We start from the raw sequence: 17,714 nt of genomic DNA, 5'->3' as shown, positions 1-17,714 counted from the left end.
GCGTAGGCTGCTACGGGGCTTTGGTATAGCAATCCGCTCGCTATTGTATAGCAGGCAGCAAAATGAATACCGCTGTTTGCTATACATCTACCTGAAAAGGAATTTCTTCCGTTTGCGTATAGACCGTGCCGCTGTTGGTGGTCTGTTGAATCTTCACCTGATACAGCGCCTCATAGCCTGGTTTGAGCCAGGGGCCAAACCGTCTGCCCAAATCAAAAGTGTAGACGTTGCCAGCCACATTGAGATTGGTAAAGTTAATCGGTTCTGTCCCTTTTCTGAGGACGAAAGTAGCTTCATTGCGAGGCTGATAAGTTTCCGTCGTCAGCCCGCTAGCCGACTGCTTGGTCAGCAGCGCTACTTCAATCTCTGTTCGAGGCAGCAGATTGCGTAAGTCTCCTTTGTCCACTAAGACAAGCTGACTTTCTCCATCTTTAGCAGAGACGCGCTCTAGCTCAAAAGACTCTACCCGAGTCGGCGAAAACCCGCCTGTGATCTTGGCTACCTGCACGCCAGATTCTTCACTCAAGCTATAGTCCAGCGTGCCGGGAATGTTGAGAGTCAGCACGGCGTGGTCGCCGATCGATCGAGCCGCGACGCTCGTACTCACATCCACCACGCCTAGACTCTCTGGCGTTGCCGCTGCCGCCCACTCTAGACGATACTTTGGCCGTTCAGTTGATTTCAAGTACGTGTAGCTATCAGGAATATCAGAAGCCGGACTCAGGAGCGATCGCAAGCCCGTTCTTTGCTCCCAGATATTTTTGACTAGCTCAACCGTTTGACCGAGCTGAGCGCTCAGTGGGCCACTGTACTCAATTCTCTCTTGAGGAATGTCAGCGCGGGGAATCAGGCGAAAGCTACCGTAGCGGCCATTCGCACCATCCTGTCCGTCCGAGCCAGATTCACCGCGATCGCCATCCTCACAGCCAAAACTTCTAGTCTGCGAAACGCCTTGATAGCGAAGGTCATAGCGATAGTCGTCGGCATATCTTGAGTATCCACTCGGAACATAGTCACGGTTCTCTACGGGCGGCACATGCTCTCGTATATCTACATGTCTCACCCCTGAACAGGGAGCGACTTTTCTAGCGGCGTATTCCCATTCCGGGTCTTCAGTTTGACCTTCTATCGGATTGCGTCGCCGCCAGACTTCCCATTCGCAAAACTTGACGACCCAGGCAGGTTCAATACACTCGCAGCCATCCGCTCCCAAATCTCCTCGTCCGGCGCGGCCACCGCTACCGCCTGAGTTTGCGATCGCCACCTGCCTTAGCGCCGCCACATCCTCATAATAGATCGAGACATCGCTGCCATTACCGCCATCCCCGCCGCTGCCGCCACTGCCACCATTGCCGCCATCAGCACCGATCAGCGAATAGGCCGGTCGATAGGGTACCTGGCAGCTTCTAGCCAGCTCGCCCGGCATGCCGTCTTCGCCCGGCTCACCATCATCGCCTGAAAAATCATAGGCAGCCTCAGGCGCAGCCAGATTTACCAGATCAATAGTTCTATCTGCTTTATCTGAGGCTGCCCGCCCACTTCTACCCTCTCGTCCGTCACGCCCATCCACCCCAAAGACAAAATAGCCATGCCTACGTTCGGTCAGCCGGTAGCGACCGTGGTGATTTCCCCAAGCTTGCTGGCCACCCCAGCCATGACCAAAGCCGCGCTCTGAAAAGTCATGCTCTGAAGCATAGCTGGGATAGTTAGCATCTACGGGCATGTCATAGCCTGCCAGGCCAACCAAAAAAGCCACAACAAGCGCAGTCGCTAAAAAAGATCGAAATCGAGAAGGACGCATGGCGGAACAAGACGGATCTATAAACAAAAGAGCCGCAAGACACAGTACGAGTACATATATCTCGTGATTTTGCGGCTATACACCTATCAAACTTAGCCTGTCCATATGTCTCAACATTAGCTGTGCCAGTTCGCACCACTGCTTTCTAGTGGCTAGCTGCTGCGGCTTAATTGCGCTTATACCTCTGAGCGTAGACCCACGCCACAGCGCAGTATGGTTCAATCGTATATCGTCTAGCTAATCTCCCCAGCTAGACGCGCCTAGTTTAGATATGCCTAGACACACATAGTGACGTCAAGAGAGCCTATGAGACCATCCAAAAAATTAGAGATTGCCTTTGAGACGATCATCTGGAACTTCAGGTTCTTTGTGCTATTGCCCGTCATCTTCAGCCTGCTTAGCGCAGTCAAATTTTTCATCATCGGCACACTAGACATCTGGGCAGGCTTCAGTTTGAGATTTGATATAACCGATCCAGAAGGTGAAGTTACCAACAGAATAGTTTCCTACATTATTGGCGGCGTAGATCACTATCTAATTGGTATTGTTCTTCTTATTTTCGCGCTAGGCATCTATGAACTGTTTATTTCCGAAATCGACGTCAAGTTTGAGCACGAAGTCAACATTCTACAAAGTGAGTCTTTAGAAGAGTTAAAAAGTAAGTTGGTGCAGGTGATTGTAGTTGCTCTTATTGTTAGCCTGTTCAAGAGAATGTTGGGACTAGAGCTCAATCAAGCTAGCGACCTAGCTTACGGCGCGCTTGCCATCCTGCTAATTTCTGTCAGCAGCTATCTCTTACAGCTGCAGTATACAAAAATGCATGAAGTAACTAACAACAACCGATCTCAAATAAATAAAGAAGAACCTTTCAATCAATCAAAGAGAACTCAATAGGTCATACGCCGCCTAATATCAGTTCTATTAGCAAAGCGAAATACCTTTATTCATTCTAGTTGCCCGCTTCACGACTCGATTTCATTAGCGGCATCTGTGAAATGCTGTGTTTAATTTAGTTGAGTAAATGGTTAGAGCATAACGAATAAACACGAAAGATATAGTCACATCCATCGGTATATTCCTAGTCAGAGTAAGCTGAGTACAAAGCAGCCTACGACAATTGACTTAGCTTATAAATTCAGCACAATCACGCAAATAACGATACAAAAGAGACACCTACACTAAAAAAACTCAGTGTGATTGCTATTGTTTAATGCGCGATTATTTGCTGTTCAAAATGTTTCTAAACATATTTAGGTAATTATTATAAAACCTTACTGTTTTTTCATAAATTTTACTATTCAATATAGAAGAACCCGCAATTACGTAAGTAGGTTCACCTGCAGTATTTATCAGAGATTACCGAACAATGCAATTAAATAACCCGCGTCAGTCAGCTAGAGATCTTTTGAGAGGAAGCGTTTCAAACGAACGGTGGGAACAAAACAGCAAGTTCTTAAACCGCTTGCGTCAGCGTATTGGACGGCATCCGGTTACTCAGCATCCAGCTATCGAAGCTTTGAACAACTCCAAGTTCGACCTAGAGGCAATTCGTCAGATTCACTTAGAGTATCGCCACGCTATCGTACAGATATTTACGGATGCTCTGCTGATGGCTCAAGTACAAACAAAGCAGCTCGAACCAGACCTTGAGTCTGGGGTAAAGATGTACGCTCGGTTTTTACTGACGCTAAACACGCTAGATGAGTTTGGATTTAAGCCAGGCGTTGACAGTGCTGGCTATTATCGAGGCAGCGCGCTAGGTGCTCACTATCCGCTCTACGAAGAAGTGCTTGATGAGCTTGGAATTGGCCGTATCGAAAGAGAGCAGTATCAGCCTAGCGAGGTTTCTTGCAAACTACGAAGCTTTTTAGAGAGTTCGTATAAAGATCTTTCAGAAGTGGTTAGTTTGCTTGCAGCCGGGGAGAGGGTTGTTGTTCTTTTCAGCGCGCCGCTTCGTGAGAATGCAAAAACAGTAGGCGTTGACACCTCAAAAGGATATTACATGGTTCATGGTGCCAGCGATGACGACGAGTCTGAAGGTGATGATGATACCCATGAGGACGACCTTTGGTACGTGCTTATGCAATCTCTCTCTTCTGATCAGTATGCAAATGTCGAAGCTATGTGCGAAGAATACTGCAATCTATGGGTTCACTTCTGGGATGCTCAGATGAAGCTAGCTGAAAACGAAGGGAGAGTACTTGTCTCTGTATGATTATCGACATAGTCAAGGATAGTCATGGGCCTATGTAGACAGGAATCTACGCTGTGCTAACAGCCTAGCCTAGTTGGTCGAGTACAGCGCCATAGGCATAGATCAACAAAAATCAGATAATACCTAAATTGAACAACAAAGGCACTTCAGTTCATCTGCCTTTGTTGTTTTTTTATGCTACTTGCTGCAGAGCGCATAAAGAAAATGAAGCGCGTAAAAATGTGATCCATGTAACTTTTTGCGAAGGCAAACAGGTTCTCCATTGGTTCTCCATTTTTCCTCTCTAATCTGAACGACATCAATCGGGATAGGTTGATCAACCGTTTAGCACCCCCGAAAAAGACGAGGGAAAAATGAGATGATACAAACTGGCTTTGGTAGAACAAGCTCTCTGGAGGGATTTGAACAGCCGTTCGACCCAGTCCAGGCGGTCGATCTCGAAAGTCCTTTAATCAGTACTGACCCTAGCGCCAAAAACGCTATCAGAAATGCCGAATCGCTCTGGCCCTCTTCTCAGCCACTATCCCCTTGGGAGCGCTTCTGTCGATGGGTAACTAGTACTGAAAATCGAATCTATATTGGCTGGTTTGGAATGTTGGCTATTCCGACCTTAGCCACAGCGGCCATTGTCTTTGTGCTGGCAATTATTGCTGCGCCTGCGGTTGACATGGATGGAACCGGACGTATGGTTTCAGGCTCTCTACTCGACGGCAACAATCTGATTACGGCAGCGGTTGTTCCCACGTCTGCTGCAATTGGTTTGCACTTCTATCCGATTTGGGAAGCGGCTTCTTTAGATGAGTGGCTAATCAACGGTGGGCCCTATCAGCTCATTGTCCTGCATTTCATCATTGGCATCATCAGCTACCAGGATAGAGAGTGGGAGTTGAGCTATCGCCTGAAGATGCGTCCTTGGATTTCGCTGGCGTTTACTGCTCCTGTTGCCGCATCTGTCTCGGTTCTATTGGTTTATCCCATAGGACAAGGAGGGTTTGCGTCGGGAATGCCCCTTGGCATCTCAGGCACGTTCACTTTTATGATGCAGTTTCAGGCCGACCATAATATTTTGGCTAGTCCGCTGCATCAGATGGGAGTGATTGGGGTGTTGGGTGGGGCGCTGCTGTGTGCGGTTCACGGCTCTCTGGTGACTTCAACCGTGTGTCGTCCCCCTACCCAAACGGTAGCCAAAAAAGCGGCCAAAAAAGCGACTAATAGCCACAGGCCAAAGAAAACTAAAACATACAGTTTTGAACATGCTCAGGCCTATCAGCAGACTCTGCTGTGGCGGGGGGCAAAATTCAATAGCTCTAGAGCTGTTCATTTTTGTTTGGCGGCCTTGCCGGTAGCAGGCATCTGGTCGGCGGCGATTGGCGTGGATCTAGCAGCCTTTGATTTCGATCGGCTTTCTTTTGAGTTGCCCTCGCATATCTCAGTTAAGAAAACTGTTGTGCCTACTTGGTCTGATGTTGTGGCTCAAGCAAATCTTGGAATTCACACCGTGGGTGAAAAGACCCCGCCCAGGTTTTCTGAACCTAGGTTTTTTGAGTCTAGATTTTCTGAGTTCGAGCTTTCTGAGTTCGTCGAGCCAGTTGGTGCAGATTCGGCTGCGAATCTGCTCAGTCCTCGCTCTTGACTTCGACCTTGCTCAGTTTTAGGTAATCGATCTTCGATTAAGTTTGTTTATTTTCAAAAAGGAGAGTTCTCATGACCGCCAGTCCTCCGAAGAGGAATCAGGCTAGCGCTTCAACCGAACAAAGTCCAATACCGACTTCTTTTGAGAAGTGGGCAAAACCGGGACATTTTGATCGTACGTTAGCGAGAGGACCCAAAACCACCACTTGGATTTGGAACCTCCATGCCGATGCCCATGATTTTGACTCGCATACCAACGATTTACAAGATATCTCTCGCAAGATATTTTCTGCTCATTTCGGCCATCTAGCGGTGGTCTTTGTCTGGCTGAGCGGCATGTACTTTCACGGTGCTCGCTTTTCCAACTTTTCGTCTTGGATGGCCGATCCTACCCACATTCGACCTAGTGCCCAGGTGGTGTGGCCTTTAGTTGGACAGGATATTCTCAACGGCGATATGGGCGGGGGCTTTAGAGGCATTCAAATTACCTCGGGGCTCTTTCAGATGTGGCGTGGAGAAGGCTTCACGAATGAATTCCAGCTCTATTGCACCGCGATTGGCGCGTTGGTGATGGCGGCGCTGATGATCTTTGCTGGCTGGTTTCACTACCATGTGCGATCGCCCAAGCTGGAATGGTTTCAAAACGTGCAGTCGATGCTCAATCACCACCTAGCCGGGCTTCTCGGTCTAGGCAGCTTGGGCTGGGCAGGACATCTGATCCATGTGGCGCTACCTACAAACAAACTGTTGGATGCAGGCGTAGCGCCCCAAGATATTCCATTGCCGCACGAATTTATTTTGGATAAAGCGTTTATGGCAGAGCTTTACCCAAGCTTTGCCCAAGGTATCAAACCGTTCTTTACGCTCAACTGGGCGGCCTACAGCGATTTTCTTACCTTCAACGGCGGGCTAAATCCGGTGACTGGCGGCCTGTGGATGACTGATATTGCCCACCATCATGTGGCGATCGCAGTTCTCTTTATCTTCGCTGGCCACATGTATCGCACCAACTGGGGTATCGGTCATGACATCAGAACCATGCTAGAAGATGCCAGATACCCAAAGATGCTGCCGTTCTTGAGCTTCATTGGCCCAGTGGGTCACAAAGGGCTGTTTGAGGTACTCACCACCTCCTGGCACGCGCAGCTTGCAATCAACCTGGCAATGATGGGCTCATTGAGCATTATCGTGGCCCAGCATATGTATTCGATGCCGCCTTATCCGTATTTGGCGACAGACTACGGTACGGTGACCTCTCTATTCACTCACCATATGTGGATTGGTGGATTCTTGATTGTGGGTGCGGCGGCGCATGCTGGCATCTTTCTGGTGCGCGACTACGACCCCGCTGAAAATGTCAACAATGTTCTAGATAGAGTGCTGCGTCACCGGGATGCAATTATCTCTCATCTGGTTTGGGTCTGTCAGTTCCTAGGCTTTCATAGCTTTGCAATCTACTGTCACAACGACACCATGCGAGCCTTTGGCCGACCTCAGGATATGTTCTCAGATACGGGCATTCAACTGCAGCCTATCTTTGCCCAGTGGGTACAGCATATTCAGACTATGGCAGTGGGTAGCATGCAGGCGGCAGAGCCCTTGGGCAACGCGCTCGGGGGTATCCAGAACATTGCCCTATCAGGGGTGGGTACGACTGCGCCAGGCGTGGTTAGTCCGGCGAGCTATGCCTTTGGCGGTGGCATAGTGGCCGTTGGTGGCAAAGTAGCGATGATGCCAATCTCGCTCGGGACGGCTGACTTTCTAATCCATCATATTCACGCTTTCACGATTCACGTTACCGTGCTGGTCCTTCTAAAAGGCGTTCTATTTGCTCGTAACTCTAGGCTGATTCCTGATAAATCAGAGCTAGGCTTCCGCTTTCCCTGTGATGGCCCCGGTCGAGGTGGCACCTGTCAAGTCTCTGCTTGGGATCATGTCTTCCTTGGCCTGTTCTGGATGTACAACTCGATTGCCATTGTTATCTTCCACTTCTTTTGGAAAATGCAGTCAGATGTCTGGGGGACGGTAGACGCCAATGGCACGGTTTCCCATCTGACGGGCGGTAATTTTGCTCAATCATCTATTACCATCAACGGCTGGCTGCGAGACTTTTTGTGGGCGCAGGCCACCCAGGTAATTAGCTCCTACGGCTCGGCGCTGTCGGCTTACGGGCTGATGTTTCTAGCGGGGCACTTTGTCTTTGCCTTCAGCCTGATGTTCTTGTTTAGCGGTCGTGGCTACTGGCAAGAGCTGATCGAATCGATTGTGTGGGCCCACAACAAGCTGAGAATTACGACCGCAATTCAGCCTCGGGCACTGAGCATTACCCAAGGTAGAGCCGTCGGAGCCGCTCACTATTTGCTGGGCAGCATCGTCACAACCTGGGCGTTCTTCTTAGCCAGGATGGCCGCGATTGGCTAGCGAGACAAACAGACGGGCAGGGTGGCTCTCATCCACCCTGCCACTGATGAAATAACAACAAACATCATGCAAAACCTATTATCTCTTTGGAACCATGGCGACAAAATTTCCAAAATTTAGTCAGGAGTTACAGCAAGATCCGACCACTCGGCGAATCTTCTACTCGCTCGCCACGGCTCATGATTTTGAAAGCCACGATGGCATGACCGAAGAAAGTCTTTATCAAAGGATTTTCGCCTCCCATTTTGGCCATCTTGCCATTATCTTTCTCTGGATTTCTGGCATTCTTTTTCATGTAGCCTGGCAGGGTAACTTCGAGGCTTGGATCAAAGATCCGCTTAATATCTCACCGATCGCGCACGCTATTTGGGACCCTCAGTTTGGGCCGGCAGCGATGGATGCCTTTACGCCTGCGGGTGCTGGCAACCCGGTCAATTTCTGCTACTCAGGGGTATATCACTGGTGGTACACCATCGGCATGCGAACCAATGGCGATCTGTTCTCAGGCGCGATGTTCTTGCTGCTGCTAGCCGCTGTCATGCTCTATGCCGGATGGCTGCATTTGCAGCCGCGATACCGACCTAGTCTAGCCTGGTTCAAAAATGCTGAATCTCGCTTAAACCACCATTTGGCCGGTTTATTCGGCGTCAGCTCCCTCGCTTGGACCGGGCACTTAGTGCATGTCGCTATTCCTGAATCGCGCGGCCAGCATGTCGGCTGGGATAACTTTCTCTCGATGCCACCCCACCCGGCTGGGCTAAAGCCTTTCTTTACGGGAGACTGGGGAGCGTATGCGCTTAATCCAGATACTACAGAGCATGTATTCAACAGCTCTCAAGGGGCTGGCACCGCGATCCTCACCTTTTTGGGTGGGTTTCATCCGCAAACCGAGTCGCTGTGGCTGACGGATATGGCGCATCACCATTTGGCGATCGCAGTCATCTTCATCATTGCGGGCCATATGTACCGCACCAACTTTGGCATTGGTCACAATATCAAGGAGATGACCGAATCGCTTCAAGGCCCAGGCATAAAGGGATTCTTCATCGCGCCTAATACCGGGCGGGGTCACAAGGGTATTTATGACGCCTACAACAACTCTTTGCACTTCCAGCTAGGCTGGCACCTAGCCTGCCTCGGCGTGGTCACCTCGCTGGTGGCTCAGCACATGTATGCCATGCCGCCCTATGCCTTTATCGCCAGGGACTATACGACGACGGCAGCGCTCTATACGCATCATCAGTATATTGCTGGCTTTCTGATGCTAGGAGCCTTCGCCCACGGCGCTATCTTCTTAATCCGAGACTATGACCCGGTTGCTAATGAAAACAACGTGCTCGCTAGAGTGCTTGACCACAAAGAAGCGATTATCTCTCATCTGAGCTGGGTTTCTTTGTTCCTGGGCTTTCACACCTTGGCGCTGTATGTACACAACGACTGTGAAGTGGCCTTTGGCAGCCCGGACAAACAGATTTTGGTTGAGCCTGTTTTTGCCCAGTGGATTCAATCTGTTCACGGCAAAGCGCTCTACGGCATCAGCTCGCTGCTGTCCAATCCTGATAGCATTGCCTCAACGGCTTGGCCCAACCATGCCAATGTCTGGCTACCAGGCTGGCTAGAGGCGATTAACAATGGCACCAACTCTTTGTTTTTAGCGATTGGGCCAGGCGACTTTCTAGTGCATCATGCGATCGCGCTCGGTCTGCATGTCACCACCTTGATTCTGGTCAAAGGCGCACTCGATGCCCGTGGCTCGAAGCTAATGCCCGATAAAAAAGACTTCGGCTATGCCTTCCCCTGTGATGGCCCTGGTCGAGGCGGCACCTGCGATATCTCCGCTTGGGACTCTGTCTACCTAGCGACTTTCTGGATGCTCAATACGTTGGCATGGGTGACCTTTTACTGGCACTGGAAGCATTTGGCTATCTGGAGCGGCAATGTCGCCCAGTTCAACGAAGGCTCGACCTATCTCATGGGCTGGTTTAGAGACTATCTGTGGCTGAACTCAGCGCAGCTGATTAATGGATACAACCCGTATGGCACCAATAATCTAGCCATCTGGGCCTGGATCTTTCTCTTTGGCCATCTGGTATGGGCGATTAGCTTTATGTTCCTCATCACTTGGAGGGGCTACTGGCAAGAGCTAATCGAAACCCTGATGTGGGCCCACGAGAACACACCGCTCTCCTTTGGCTATCCCAAAGACAAGCCTGTAGCACTCTCGATTGTGCAGGCGCGGCTGGTCGGACTGGTTCACTTTACGGTCGGCAATATAGCGACCTATGGAGCCTTTCTGATAGCCTCTACCGGCAGTAGGTTCCCGTGACCAGGTTCAAAGCCCAGATCTAAGGCTCGAATCTAACGCTCGGATCTAAAGCATTGCTGGGGCGATCGCATCACTCATTCACATTTTGCCTCGCCCCGGCACCCATTCTGTGGACTCTCCTCGTCCCAGACAGGTTCTGACTGCTAGACCGGTCAGAACTTTCTTCTTTCTTTTTAGTTTGTTGGTCATTTTGCATAGACTTTTTGCACAGACTTTCTATGCATTCACTTATTTACAGTCCCCTTCTGTAATTCCCTTTTCACAATTCTAGAGAGGTTATTTCCATGTCTGCTAGCGATGCCTATATCAGCGATGATCCCATTCAGCCGTACCAGGGCAATCCTCAGCTGGGTAATCTGGCTACGCCAATCAATAGCTCTAACCTAGCTAAAGCCTTTATCAACAACCTGCCTGCCTACCGCCCCGGACTCACACCTTTCCTTAGAGGGTTAGAGATTGGCATGGCTCACGGCTACTTTCTAGTCGGGCCAGAGGTGGTTTTTGGTCCGCTAAAAGAAGGCAGTCACGGAGCCAATCTCAGCGGCTTGATCACGGCTATTTACATTACCGTATCGGCTTGTTTGGGTATTTCTATTTTTGCCCTAGCCACGTTTCAAGGCGATCCGCGCGGCACATACAATTCTCATTCTAGAGATCGGCTACGTCCGCTCCGTAAAAAAGAAGACTGGTATCAGCTTAGCGGTGGCATTTTGATGGGCTCATTAGGGGGTGCGATCTTTGCCTATGCGTTACTAGAAAATTTTGACGTGCTCGATAGCATTCTTCGAGGTGCGGTTAACGTGGGCTAGTTTTGTTCTTCGTTTTGTTCTTCACAACACGTTTGGTGATCCGCCCAGTAAGACACCCATCAAGACGCTCATCAATACGCCTATCAATACACCTAGATAGGCGTTTCAGTCACAAACACTAAACCCCTAGATTAGATAGGAGATTCAATCAGATGGTAGATGCAACTCAGCTCGAAGGCGCTTACGCCGCCGCCTGGCTTCCCTGGATTATGATTCCAATGATTACCTACATCTTGCCTTTCCCCATATTTGCGATCGCCTTTTTGTGGATCGAAAGAGAGGGCGGCGAAGGCGGCCTTGATATTGAGATAATGGGTAGCAACGCAGGGAGTAATGAAGCGATGGGACAAGATGTTTCACCTTAATGACCTATTCGTAATTTGACCCATCCGTAATTTGACATACCATATCTCGATCGAAGGTAAGTCAATTATCGGCTCAGCCAAAATTTGGAAAAAGATTTATTCGTTTATCAGGAAAACATAGCTATGCACAAGACTATGCACAAGTTTTTCTCACTTTTATTAGCCGCTTTTGTGTGGCTTAACGTGGCATCGCCTGCTGCGGCTGCCTCAGAAGCCTACGCAGGCACTCATTTAGTTCCCTGTGCGTCTTCACCAGCATTTAATGAGAGAATGCAAAATGCCCCAGACGGCTACTACTTTGATACGCCTTATCAGTCCTATGCTGCCAACTTGCTCTGCGGCGCAGAAGGGCTGCCTCATCAGCAGCTGCGCTTCGATCGGGCCATAGACGTGCTGATTCCCTTCGGAATTTTCTTCTATGTCGCTGGGTTTATTGGCTGGTCGGGCCGAGCTTACCTGATTAGCAGCAATCGCAATGCCAAACCAGAAGAAACGGAAATCTTTATCGATGTGGCGCTGGCTATCAAGTCCTTTGTACAGGGACTGCTGTGGCCTCTCCTCGCGCTCAAAGAGCTAACGACTGGAGAGCTAACTGCGCCGGTATCCGAAGTCTCTGTATCCCCTCGATAGCAGTCTTCTCAATCGGCTCTACCGCAACTAACTTTACCGCAATTAACCCTACCGAGATTAACGCTACCGTTTGGAGACTCCGTATGAAATACTTCATCAAATATCTAACAAGTGCGCCCATTATGGCAACTGTGGCTCTAGTTTCTCTTTCTGTTGTTCTGATCGAGCTGAATCATTTTTTCCCAGGACTGCAGTACGGCACTTATTTCCATAGCGTGCCTTAAGCGAGTCTAGTTATATCCATAGCTGTGAGAAGGCTTGCCGCTGGCTGATTCTAGACATCAGCCAGCACTCCAACTTTTTATATACTCTGAAGAGAGAGAAACATGCACCGCTAGAATCGTCTTAATTAGCGATGAAATCTAATTCTCTCTGTTGGTATTTCTCTTACACCCTTCCCTTTAGCTCGCTTCTAAACCTGGCTCTTGAACATCGCCCTTAAATATTGCTGCTGGATGCTGTGCTTTAGCATGGTGTCTGAAGATCAAGGCATCTGAAGATTGAGATGGTTGAAGATTAGGCGAAGACTGGCACCAAGCCAAAGCTAAGCCTTTGTAGAAGCGGCTAAAGGACATAACAAAAGTTCTTTTATCAATAGGTTGAAAAATGAGGATTCTACTCGTCGAGGATGACGAATCAGTCGCTAAAATCCTTCACAAAGTGCTAACTGATGAGCACTACACTGTTGATGTCGCCCACAGCGGGCATATTGGCTGGCAACTGGTCAGCGCCTCCGACTACAATCTGATTATTCTAGATGTCTTGCTGCCAGAGCTAGACGGCATTGAGTTTTGCCGGCAGCTACGCGCTGAAAAATACACTATGCCTGTGCTTTTCGTCACAGCGCTCGACGCTAGCAGTAAGAAAATTGCTGGATTCAATGCTGGCGCAGACGACTATATCACCAAGCCATTTGAATTAGAGGAGCTGCTAGCCAGAGTGCGAGCGCTGCTAAGAAGGGTAAACACCTCTGTTGTACTCGCGTTTGAGTGGGAAAATTTGCGATTAGAGGTCAACAGTAGAGAACTAACCTATCGAGGCCAACAGCTTTTATTGACCCCTAAAGAACACGCCATGGTTGAGCTGTTTTTAAGAAACCCTGGACAGGTGTTCAGTCGTCAGGCAATCATCGACAATCTTTGGAGCTACAGCGATGCGCCTGGAGAAGAAACCGTCACTTCTCACATAAAAGGGCTGCGGCGAAAGCTAAAGAACGCGGGTGCGCCGGCTGATTGTATTGAAACGGTTTATGGCGTGGGCTATCGCCTGAAGCCGCTCAAAGCTGAAAGCCTACCCGCTGAAAGCCCACGTTCTGAAGACTCTAAAGCTATCGAGCTGCAAGGCGCTGATTCAAATGTTGTAGAGGCTCGTTATCGGCAGACAAAGGCGGCGCTGGCTACGCTGTGGAAGTCCGTGAAGTGTCAACAAAACGCTCGACTAGCGATATTACAGCAGGCGCGTGAGCAAATTCAAACAGGTAGTCTTGCCAAAGAGCTAAGAAAATCTGCCTATCGCAGCTCGCACAGTCTAGCCGGAGTACTTGGTATCTTTGGCTTTACCGAGGGCTCTGAATGCGCCAAACAAATTCAACTATTGTTGGAAGGTGAAGTTCCTATCTCTCCAGGCGATAGGCTCCGCTTAGTAGAATCGATCGAAGCGCTAGAAAAGATATTAGACGAGGCGATCGCACAGCAGGAAAATACAGACGCAAAAACAACCACCGCGCCTTTGCTGGTTTTGATAGATCCTCAGTTAGAAATTACGTCACTGCTAGTGACTACGCTGTGGTCAAAGGGCGTCACCGTCAAAGTCTTTCACCAGGTAGAGGACTTATCAAAGATGCTGTCTTTTGAGTCTGCTAATACGAGTGCTGACTTAGAGAAAACAGCTATTTCAGCTCAGTCCGAAAGGATACTACCCGATGTTGTTCTGCTAGAATCTTCCTTCTCTTCTAACTTCGACGAGCCTGACTTTAATAAGCCTAACTTCAACGAGCTAGAGAGTGCTTCAAAGATTACCCCCCAGAGTACTTTAGATAACACTTCAGATAGCACTTCAAAAGTACAGCCGCTATCTGCGCTAGACGCTCTCTTACACAGAGTGCCTTCTCTTATGCTGCTGATATGTAGCGCTGATGGCTCGCTATCTAACCGGGTCAAAGCTACGCAGCTAGGTGACTATCTCTTCTTCTGTAGCCCAGATGTCGCCAGGGTCGTCAAAACGATAGAGCTATTGCGATCGCATCCCCCGTCGCTTTCTCACAAGATTCTAGCCGTCGATGACGATCCTCAAATTTTGCAAGCGCTGCAAACTCGGCTAGCGCAGAGAAACTACCAGGTAGTCACTTTAGATGAACCGTTGAATTTTTGGGAAACGCTGCAAGCAGAAAACCCTGACTTGCTGCTGCTAGATATCTCGATGCCGCAATTTACTGGCATCGAACTATGCCAGACGGTTCGACAGGCCCCTGACTGGCGGCATCTGCCCATTGTATTTTTCACCGCTAATACTGATAAACATCTGCATCAGGCCGCCTTTAGAGCCGGTGCTAACAACCTTATAGAGAAATCGTTGCCAGACGCACAGCTGCTGGCTCACCTCAGTCGCCAAATGAAGCGATCGCACATTCAGCAGGCGATCGCCGCCGTCGATTGCAGCCTTTCTAGTTCCCTGTCATGACCCAACGCTCCTCCAACACCGTCAGAAATTTAGAAGAGCTTTTGCACCGGATGACTAACCGCATCCGGCAATCGCTTGAGCTGCCCGAAATTCTAGAAGCGACCGTTGATGAGATGCGTCGGTTCCTCAAAACCGATCGAGTCAAGATCTACCAGTTTCACACCGATGGCAGCGGCGAAGTCGTCGCCGAAGCTATCTACCGGCAGCACTTGCCCTCACTGCTCGCTCAGCGGTTTCCTGCCGAAGATATTCCCGAACAGGCTCGCGAGCTGTTTTTGAAGCTAGGCCAGCGCAGCATCGTCAATGTCTCTACCCAAGAAATTGGCCTCAGCCCGCTGCTAAGTGCAGACTTTAAAGCGGCCCTACTCAAAGAAAAATCGACTCGGCTTTCCTTTCGCAAAGTCGATCCTTGCCATGTCGAATATCTCACCGCCATGGGCGTGCAGTCTTCTCTGGTCGTTCCTATTCTTCATCGACATCGGCTATGGGGCTTGTTAGTAGCTCACCACAGCGTTCCCAAGCGGTTTGGCAACAGAGAGTTAGAAATTGTTCAACTGATTGCCGATCAGGTTACGGTTGCTATTTCTCATGCTAATCTGCTTCAGCTCACCCGCTTGCAGGGTCAGCACGAAGCTATCATCAACCAAACCGTTTCTTACCTCCATTCCACGATCGAAGATCCGCTTCAAAGAGCGCTCGATCATATTATCAGTGCGCTGCGGTGTTCGGGTGGACGGCTGTATACTACAGCGAGTTCAGACCAGAAGTTAGACTCGCCTACGCCTCAAAACTCCGCTCAAATCGGCTCAAATCAGATAGTCAAGGATAGATGGGTACTCGCCGGGAGACAACCTGTTCGAGCGAAGATAGCTGCTGCTAAAGCGTCAGTTTCATCAGCGTTAGTAGATCGAGACATAGAAAATCTAGAGCTAGAAACGCCAGAATCAAAGACTTTAAAGTTAGAGACTCTAGCCTCAAAAACTGCAGAACTCACACATTGTCAGCTAGAACCGCAAAAGACAAACACCATAGCAATAGAAGAAATAGAGCACCTAAGTGAATGGGAAATGTGGCTACAAAATGACTTGTCCAATCAGATTGTTGCCAATTTGTGGGCAATTTCTGATACAAATGCCGCTCACATTCCATCCCCTATTGCTGAGGCATTTGCTCGCGCCGATATTCGCAGCGTGCTGATAGCCAAGCTAGTTCACCAAAATCAATTCCTAGGCTATCTTAGTTTGTTTCGCCAATCTATCGATGTTGAAACCGTATGGGCCGGGCGGCTAGACGCCTCTGATCCTAGGCAAAGACGGCCCCGTCAGTCCTTTGAAGCGTGGCATGAGATCAGGCACAATCAGGCATTAGCCTGGGAGCCTAGAGAAATTGGACTCATGCAAGATTTGATCGATAGATTTTCTTCTACGATCTATCAAAATCAGCTCTATCAAAAAGTTCAGGCGCTCAACGCTGCCTTAGAACAGCGAGTTTCGCAGCGCACAGCCGAACTACAAGAAACCAACAGACACCTCACACAAGAAATTGTTGAACGCGAACGCGCCCTCGCCGCTTTGCAAGAAGCTAGAGATTCCTTGACACGGTTAAGCCATCAGAACGAACTGATCCTCAAATCGGCAGGAGAAGGCATCTACGGCATCGACCCCAAAGGTAACGTCGTATTTTCCAATCCAGCGGCTGCCAAGATACTCGGACACCCTAATTCTGCACTAGTCGGAAAGTTCGTCCATGACTTACTCAAGCATGCCAAACCAGAGGGCGATCGATACCAATGGCAACAAAGTCCAATTTTTAACACGATCAAGCACGGCCAAACTCATCACGTGACTGGCGATTTGTTTGAAAGACAAGACGGCACTCAGTTTCCCGTAGAATATGTCAGCACTTCAATTCGAGAAAATGGCCAAATTATCGGTGCGGTAGTCATTTTCCAAGACATCACCGAGCGGCAGGCAATGGAGTCGATGAAAGACGAATTTATCGCCGTTGTCAGCCACGAACTGAGAACGCCTTTAACCTCTATTCGAGCGGCGCTCGGACTGTTGGCTCAAAAGCAGATTGAAATTCCAGCCGCAAAGCAGCAGCGCATGATTGAGATTGCTTCTTCGAATACTAATCGGCTCGTTCGATTAGTCAGCGATATTCTTGATGTCGAGCGCATCAAACTAGGCAAAGTTGTACTAAACAAGCAGACCTGCAATCTATCTACTATCATGGCGCAAGCCGCCGATGAGATGCGGGCTATGGCAGACAATCGCAGCATCCACCTTTTGGTTTCTCCGCTATCGGTTCAGCTATACGTCGATCCAGATAAAATTATTCAGACTATCGCTAATCTACTCAGCAACGCCATTCGGTTTTCACCTGCCCATTCATCAGTCAAGATATCGGCGCAGAAAGTTTGCAAAGGTGATGTCTCTGCGCTGTCGCAATCTCTAAGTAAAAAGGGAAAAGCTGCGATCGCATCAGGATCAGAAATCAGTGATTATATCCTACTGATCAAGGTAGAAGATGAAGGTAGAGGTATCCCCAAAGATAAATTAGAAGCTGTTTTTGAACAGTTTGAACAACTCAACAATTCACATAAAGGGCATCAGGGCGGAACTGGACTAGGGCTAGCCATTTGTCGAAGCATTGTTCGACAGCATCAGGGCGAAATATGGGCTCAAAGTGAAATGGGCATTGGCAGCACGTTCTTTTTTACGCTTCCTATAGCGTCTGATACGACTTCATCATAAAGTTTTTCATAGAGTCTTGATCGCTATAGAAACTAACATCAACACTTAAAAAGCAAGATCCCAGTTAATTTAAACTCGCT

General features: G+C 49.1%; 12 protein-coding genes. 11 read left to right on the top strand and 1 reads right to left on the bottom strand.

Translation table 11 applies throughout. From position 1 onward, the window contains the following. Positions 1-79 precede the first annotated feature (79 nt). The gene (locus IQ256_RS11515) at positions 80-1,801 is read right to left on the bottom strand and encodes a hypothetical protein (protein WP_193855692.1); all 1,722 of its coding nucleotides are present in this window, start codon (positions 1,799-1,801) and stop codon (positions 80-82) included. A gap of 306 nt (positions 1,802-2,107) precedes the next feature. On the opposite strand from IQ256_RS11515, the gene IQ256_RS11510 reads away from it, so the two are divergent. The 11 genes from IQ256_RS11510 to IQ256_RS11460 all read left to right on the top strand — a co-directional run bounded on the left by IQ256_RS11510 (position 2,108) and on the right by IQ256_RS11460 (position 17,634). Beyond that, positions 2,108-2,695 carry a YqhA family protein gene (locus IQ256_RS11510; RefSeq protein WP_193855691.1) on the top strand — a complete coding sequence of 196 codons (588 nt, stop codon included), beginning with the start codon at positions 2,108-2,110 and terminating at the stop codon, positions 2,693-2,695. Positions 2,696-3,167: 472 nt separating this feature from the next. Next, positions 3,168-4,016, top strand: coding sequence for a hypothetical protein (locus IQ256_RS11505; protein ID WP_193855690.1), 849 nt, complete (start codon positions 3,168-3,170; stop codon positions 4,014-4,016). 358 nt (positions 4,017-4,374) lie between these two features. Further along, positions 4,375-5,649 carry a photosystem II q(b) protein gene (locus tag IQ256_RS11500; RefSeq protein ID WP_193855689.1) on the top strand — a complete coding sequence of 425 codons (1,275 nt, stop codon included), beginning with the start codon at positions 4,375-4,377 and terminating at the stop codon, positions 5,647-5,649. Positions 5,650-5,720: 71 nt separating this feature from the next. Continuing rightward, entirely contained in the window at positions 5,721-8,069 is a 2,349-nt protein-coding gene (gene psaA / locus IQ256_RS11495; protein WP_193855688.1) for a photosystem I core protein PsaA, read from the top strand. A 94-nt stretch (positions 8,070-8,163) separates the two neighbouring features. Continuing rightward, complete coding sequence (gene psaB / locus IQ256_RS11490) at positions 8,164-10,395, top strand: photosystem I core protein PsaB (RefSeq protein ID WP_193855687.1); 2,232 nt, start codon at positions 8,164-8,166, stop codon at positions 10,393-10,395. 284 nt (positions 10,396-10,679) lie between these two features. Next, the gene (locus IQ256_RS11485) at positions 10,680-11,204 is read left to right on the top strand and encodes a photosystem I reaction center subunit XI (RefSeq protein WP_193855686.1); all 525 of its coding nucleotides are present in this window, start codon (positions 10,680-10,682) and stop codon (positions 11,202-11,204) included. 152 nt (positions 11,205-11,356) lie between these two features. Next, positions 11,357-11,569: a hypothetical protein gene (locus IQ256_RS29595; protein WP_228024794.1), complete on the top strand. Its 213-nt coding sequence runs from the start codon at positions 11,357-11,359 to the stop codon at positions 11,567-11,569. 123 nt (positions 11,570-11,692) lie between these two features. Continuing rightward, on the top strand, positions 11,693-12,199 hold the full coding sequence (locus tag IQ256_RS11475; protein WP_193855685.1) for a Photosystem I reaction center subunit III: 507 nt from the start codon (positions 11,693-11,695) through the stop codon (positions 12,197-12,199). An 83-nt stretch (positions 12,200-12,282) separates the two neighbouring features. Continuing rightward, positions 12,283-12,423 carry a photosystem I reaction center subunit IX gene (locus IQ256_RS11470; RefSeq protein WP_193855684.1) on the top strand — a complete coding sequence of 47 codons (141 nt, stop codon included), beginning with the start codon at positions 12,283-12,285 and terminating at the stop codon, positions 12,421-12,423. A gap of 382 nt (positions 12,424-12,805) precedes the next feature. Further along, positions 12,806-14,878, top strand: a complete 2,073-nt coding sequence (locus IQ256_RS11465) for a response regulator (protein ID WP_193855683.1) — start codon at positions 12,806-12,808, stop codon at positions 14,876-14,878. Beyond that, positions 14,875-17,634, top strand: coding sequence for an ATP-binding protein (locus tag IQ256_RS11460; RefSeq protein ID WP_193855682.1), 2,760 nt, complete (start codon positions 14,875-14,877; stop codon positions 17,632-17,634). Before IQ256_RS11465 ends, IQ256_RS11460 begins: the two co-directional genes overlap by 4 nt. Positions 17,635-17,714 lie beyond the last annotated feature (80 nt).

It is taken from the genome of cf. Phormidesmis sp. LEGE 11477, assembly GCF_015207105.1.
Taxonomy (GTDB): domain Bacteria; phylum Cyanobacteriota; class Cyanobacteriia; order Phormidesmidales; family Phormidesmidaceae; genus Phormidesmis.
The sequence above is the reverse complement of the archived record's forward strand: the minus strand, read 5'-3'. Positions and strand labels throughout refer to the sequence as shown.

What these genes read in the sequence shown, in the direction of transcription:
- IQ256_RS11515 (WP_193855692.1), bottom strand. Translation starts at nt 1,801, where the DNA reads ATGCGTCCTTCTCGATTTCGATCTTTTTTAGCGACTGCGCTTGTTGTG.
- IQ256_RS11510 (WP_193855691.1), top strand. Translation starts at nt 2,108, where the DNA reads ATGAGACCATCCAAAAAATTAGAGATTGCCTTTGAGACGATCATCTGG.
- IQ256_RS11505 (WP_193855690.1), top strand. Translation starts at nt 3,168, where the DNA reads ATGCAATTAAATAACCCGCGTCAGTCAGCTAGAGATCTTTTGAGAGGA.
- IQ256_RS11500 (WP_193855689.1), top strand. Translation starts at nt 4,375, where the DNA reads ATGATACAAACTGGCTTTGGTAGAACAAGCTCTCTGGAGGGATTTGAA.
- psaA (WP_193855688.1), top strand. Translation starts at nt 5,721, where the DNA reads ATGACCGCCAGTCCTCCGAAGAGGAATCAGGCTAGCGCTTCAACCGAA.
- psaB (WP_193855687.1), top strand. Translation starts at nt 8,164, where the DNA reads ATGGCGACAAAATTTCCAAAATTTAGTCAGGAGTTACAGCAAGATCCG.
- IQ256_RS11485 (WP_193855686.1), top strand. Translation starts at nt 10,680, where the DNA reads ATGTCTGCTAGCGATGCCTATATCAGCGATGATCCCATTCAGCCGTAC.
- IQ256_RS29595 (WP_228024794.1), top strand. Translation starts at nt 11,357, where the DNA reads ATGGTAGATGCAACTCAGCTCGAAGGCGCTTACGCCGCCGCCTGGCTT.
- IQ256_RS11475 (WP_193855685.1), top strand. Translation starts at nt 11,693, where the DNA reads ATGCACAAGACTATGCACAAGTTTTTCTCACTTTTATTAGCCGCTTTT.
- IQ256_RS11470 (WP_193855684.1), top strand. Translation starts at nt 12,283, where the DNA reads ATGAAATACTTCATCAAATATCTAACAAGTGCGCCCATTATGGCAACT.
- IQ256_RS11465 (WP_193855683.1), top strand. Translation starts at nt 12,806, where the DNA reads ATGAGGATTCTACTCGTCGAGGATGACGAATCAGTCGCTAAAATCCTT.
- IQ256_RS11460 (WP_193855682.1), top strand. Translation starts at nt 14,875, where the DNA reads ATGACCCAACGCTCCTCCAACACCGTCAGAAATTTAGAAGAGCTTTTG.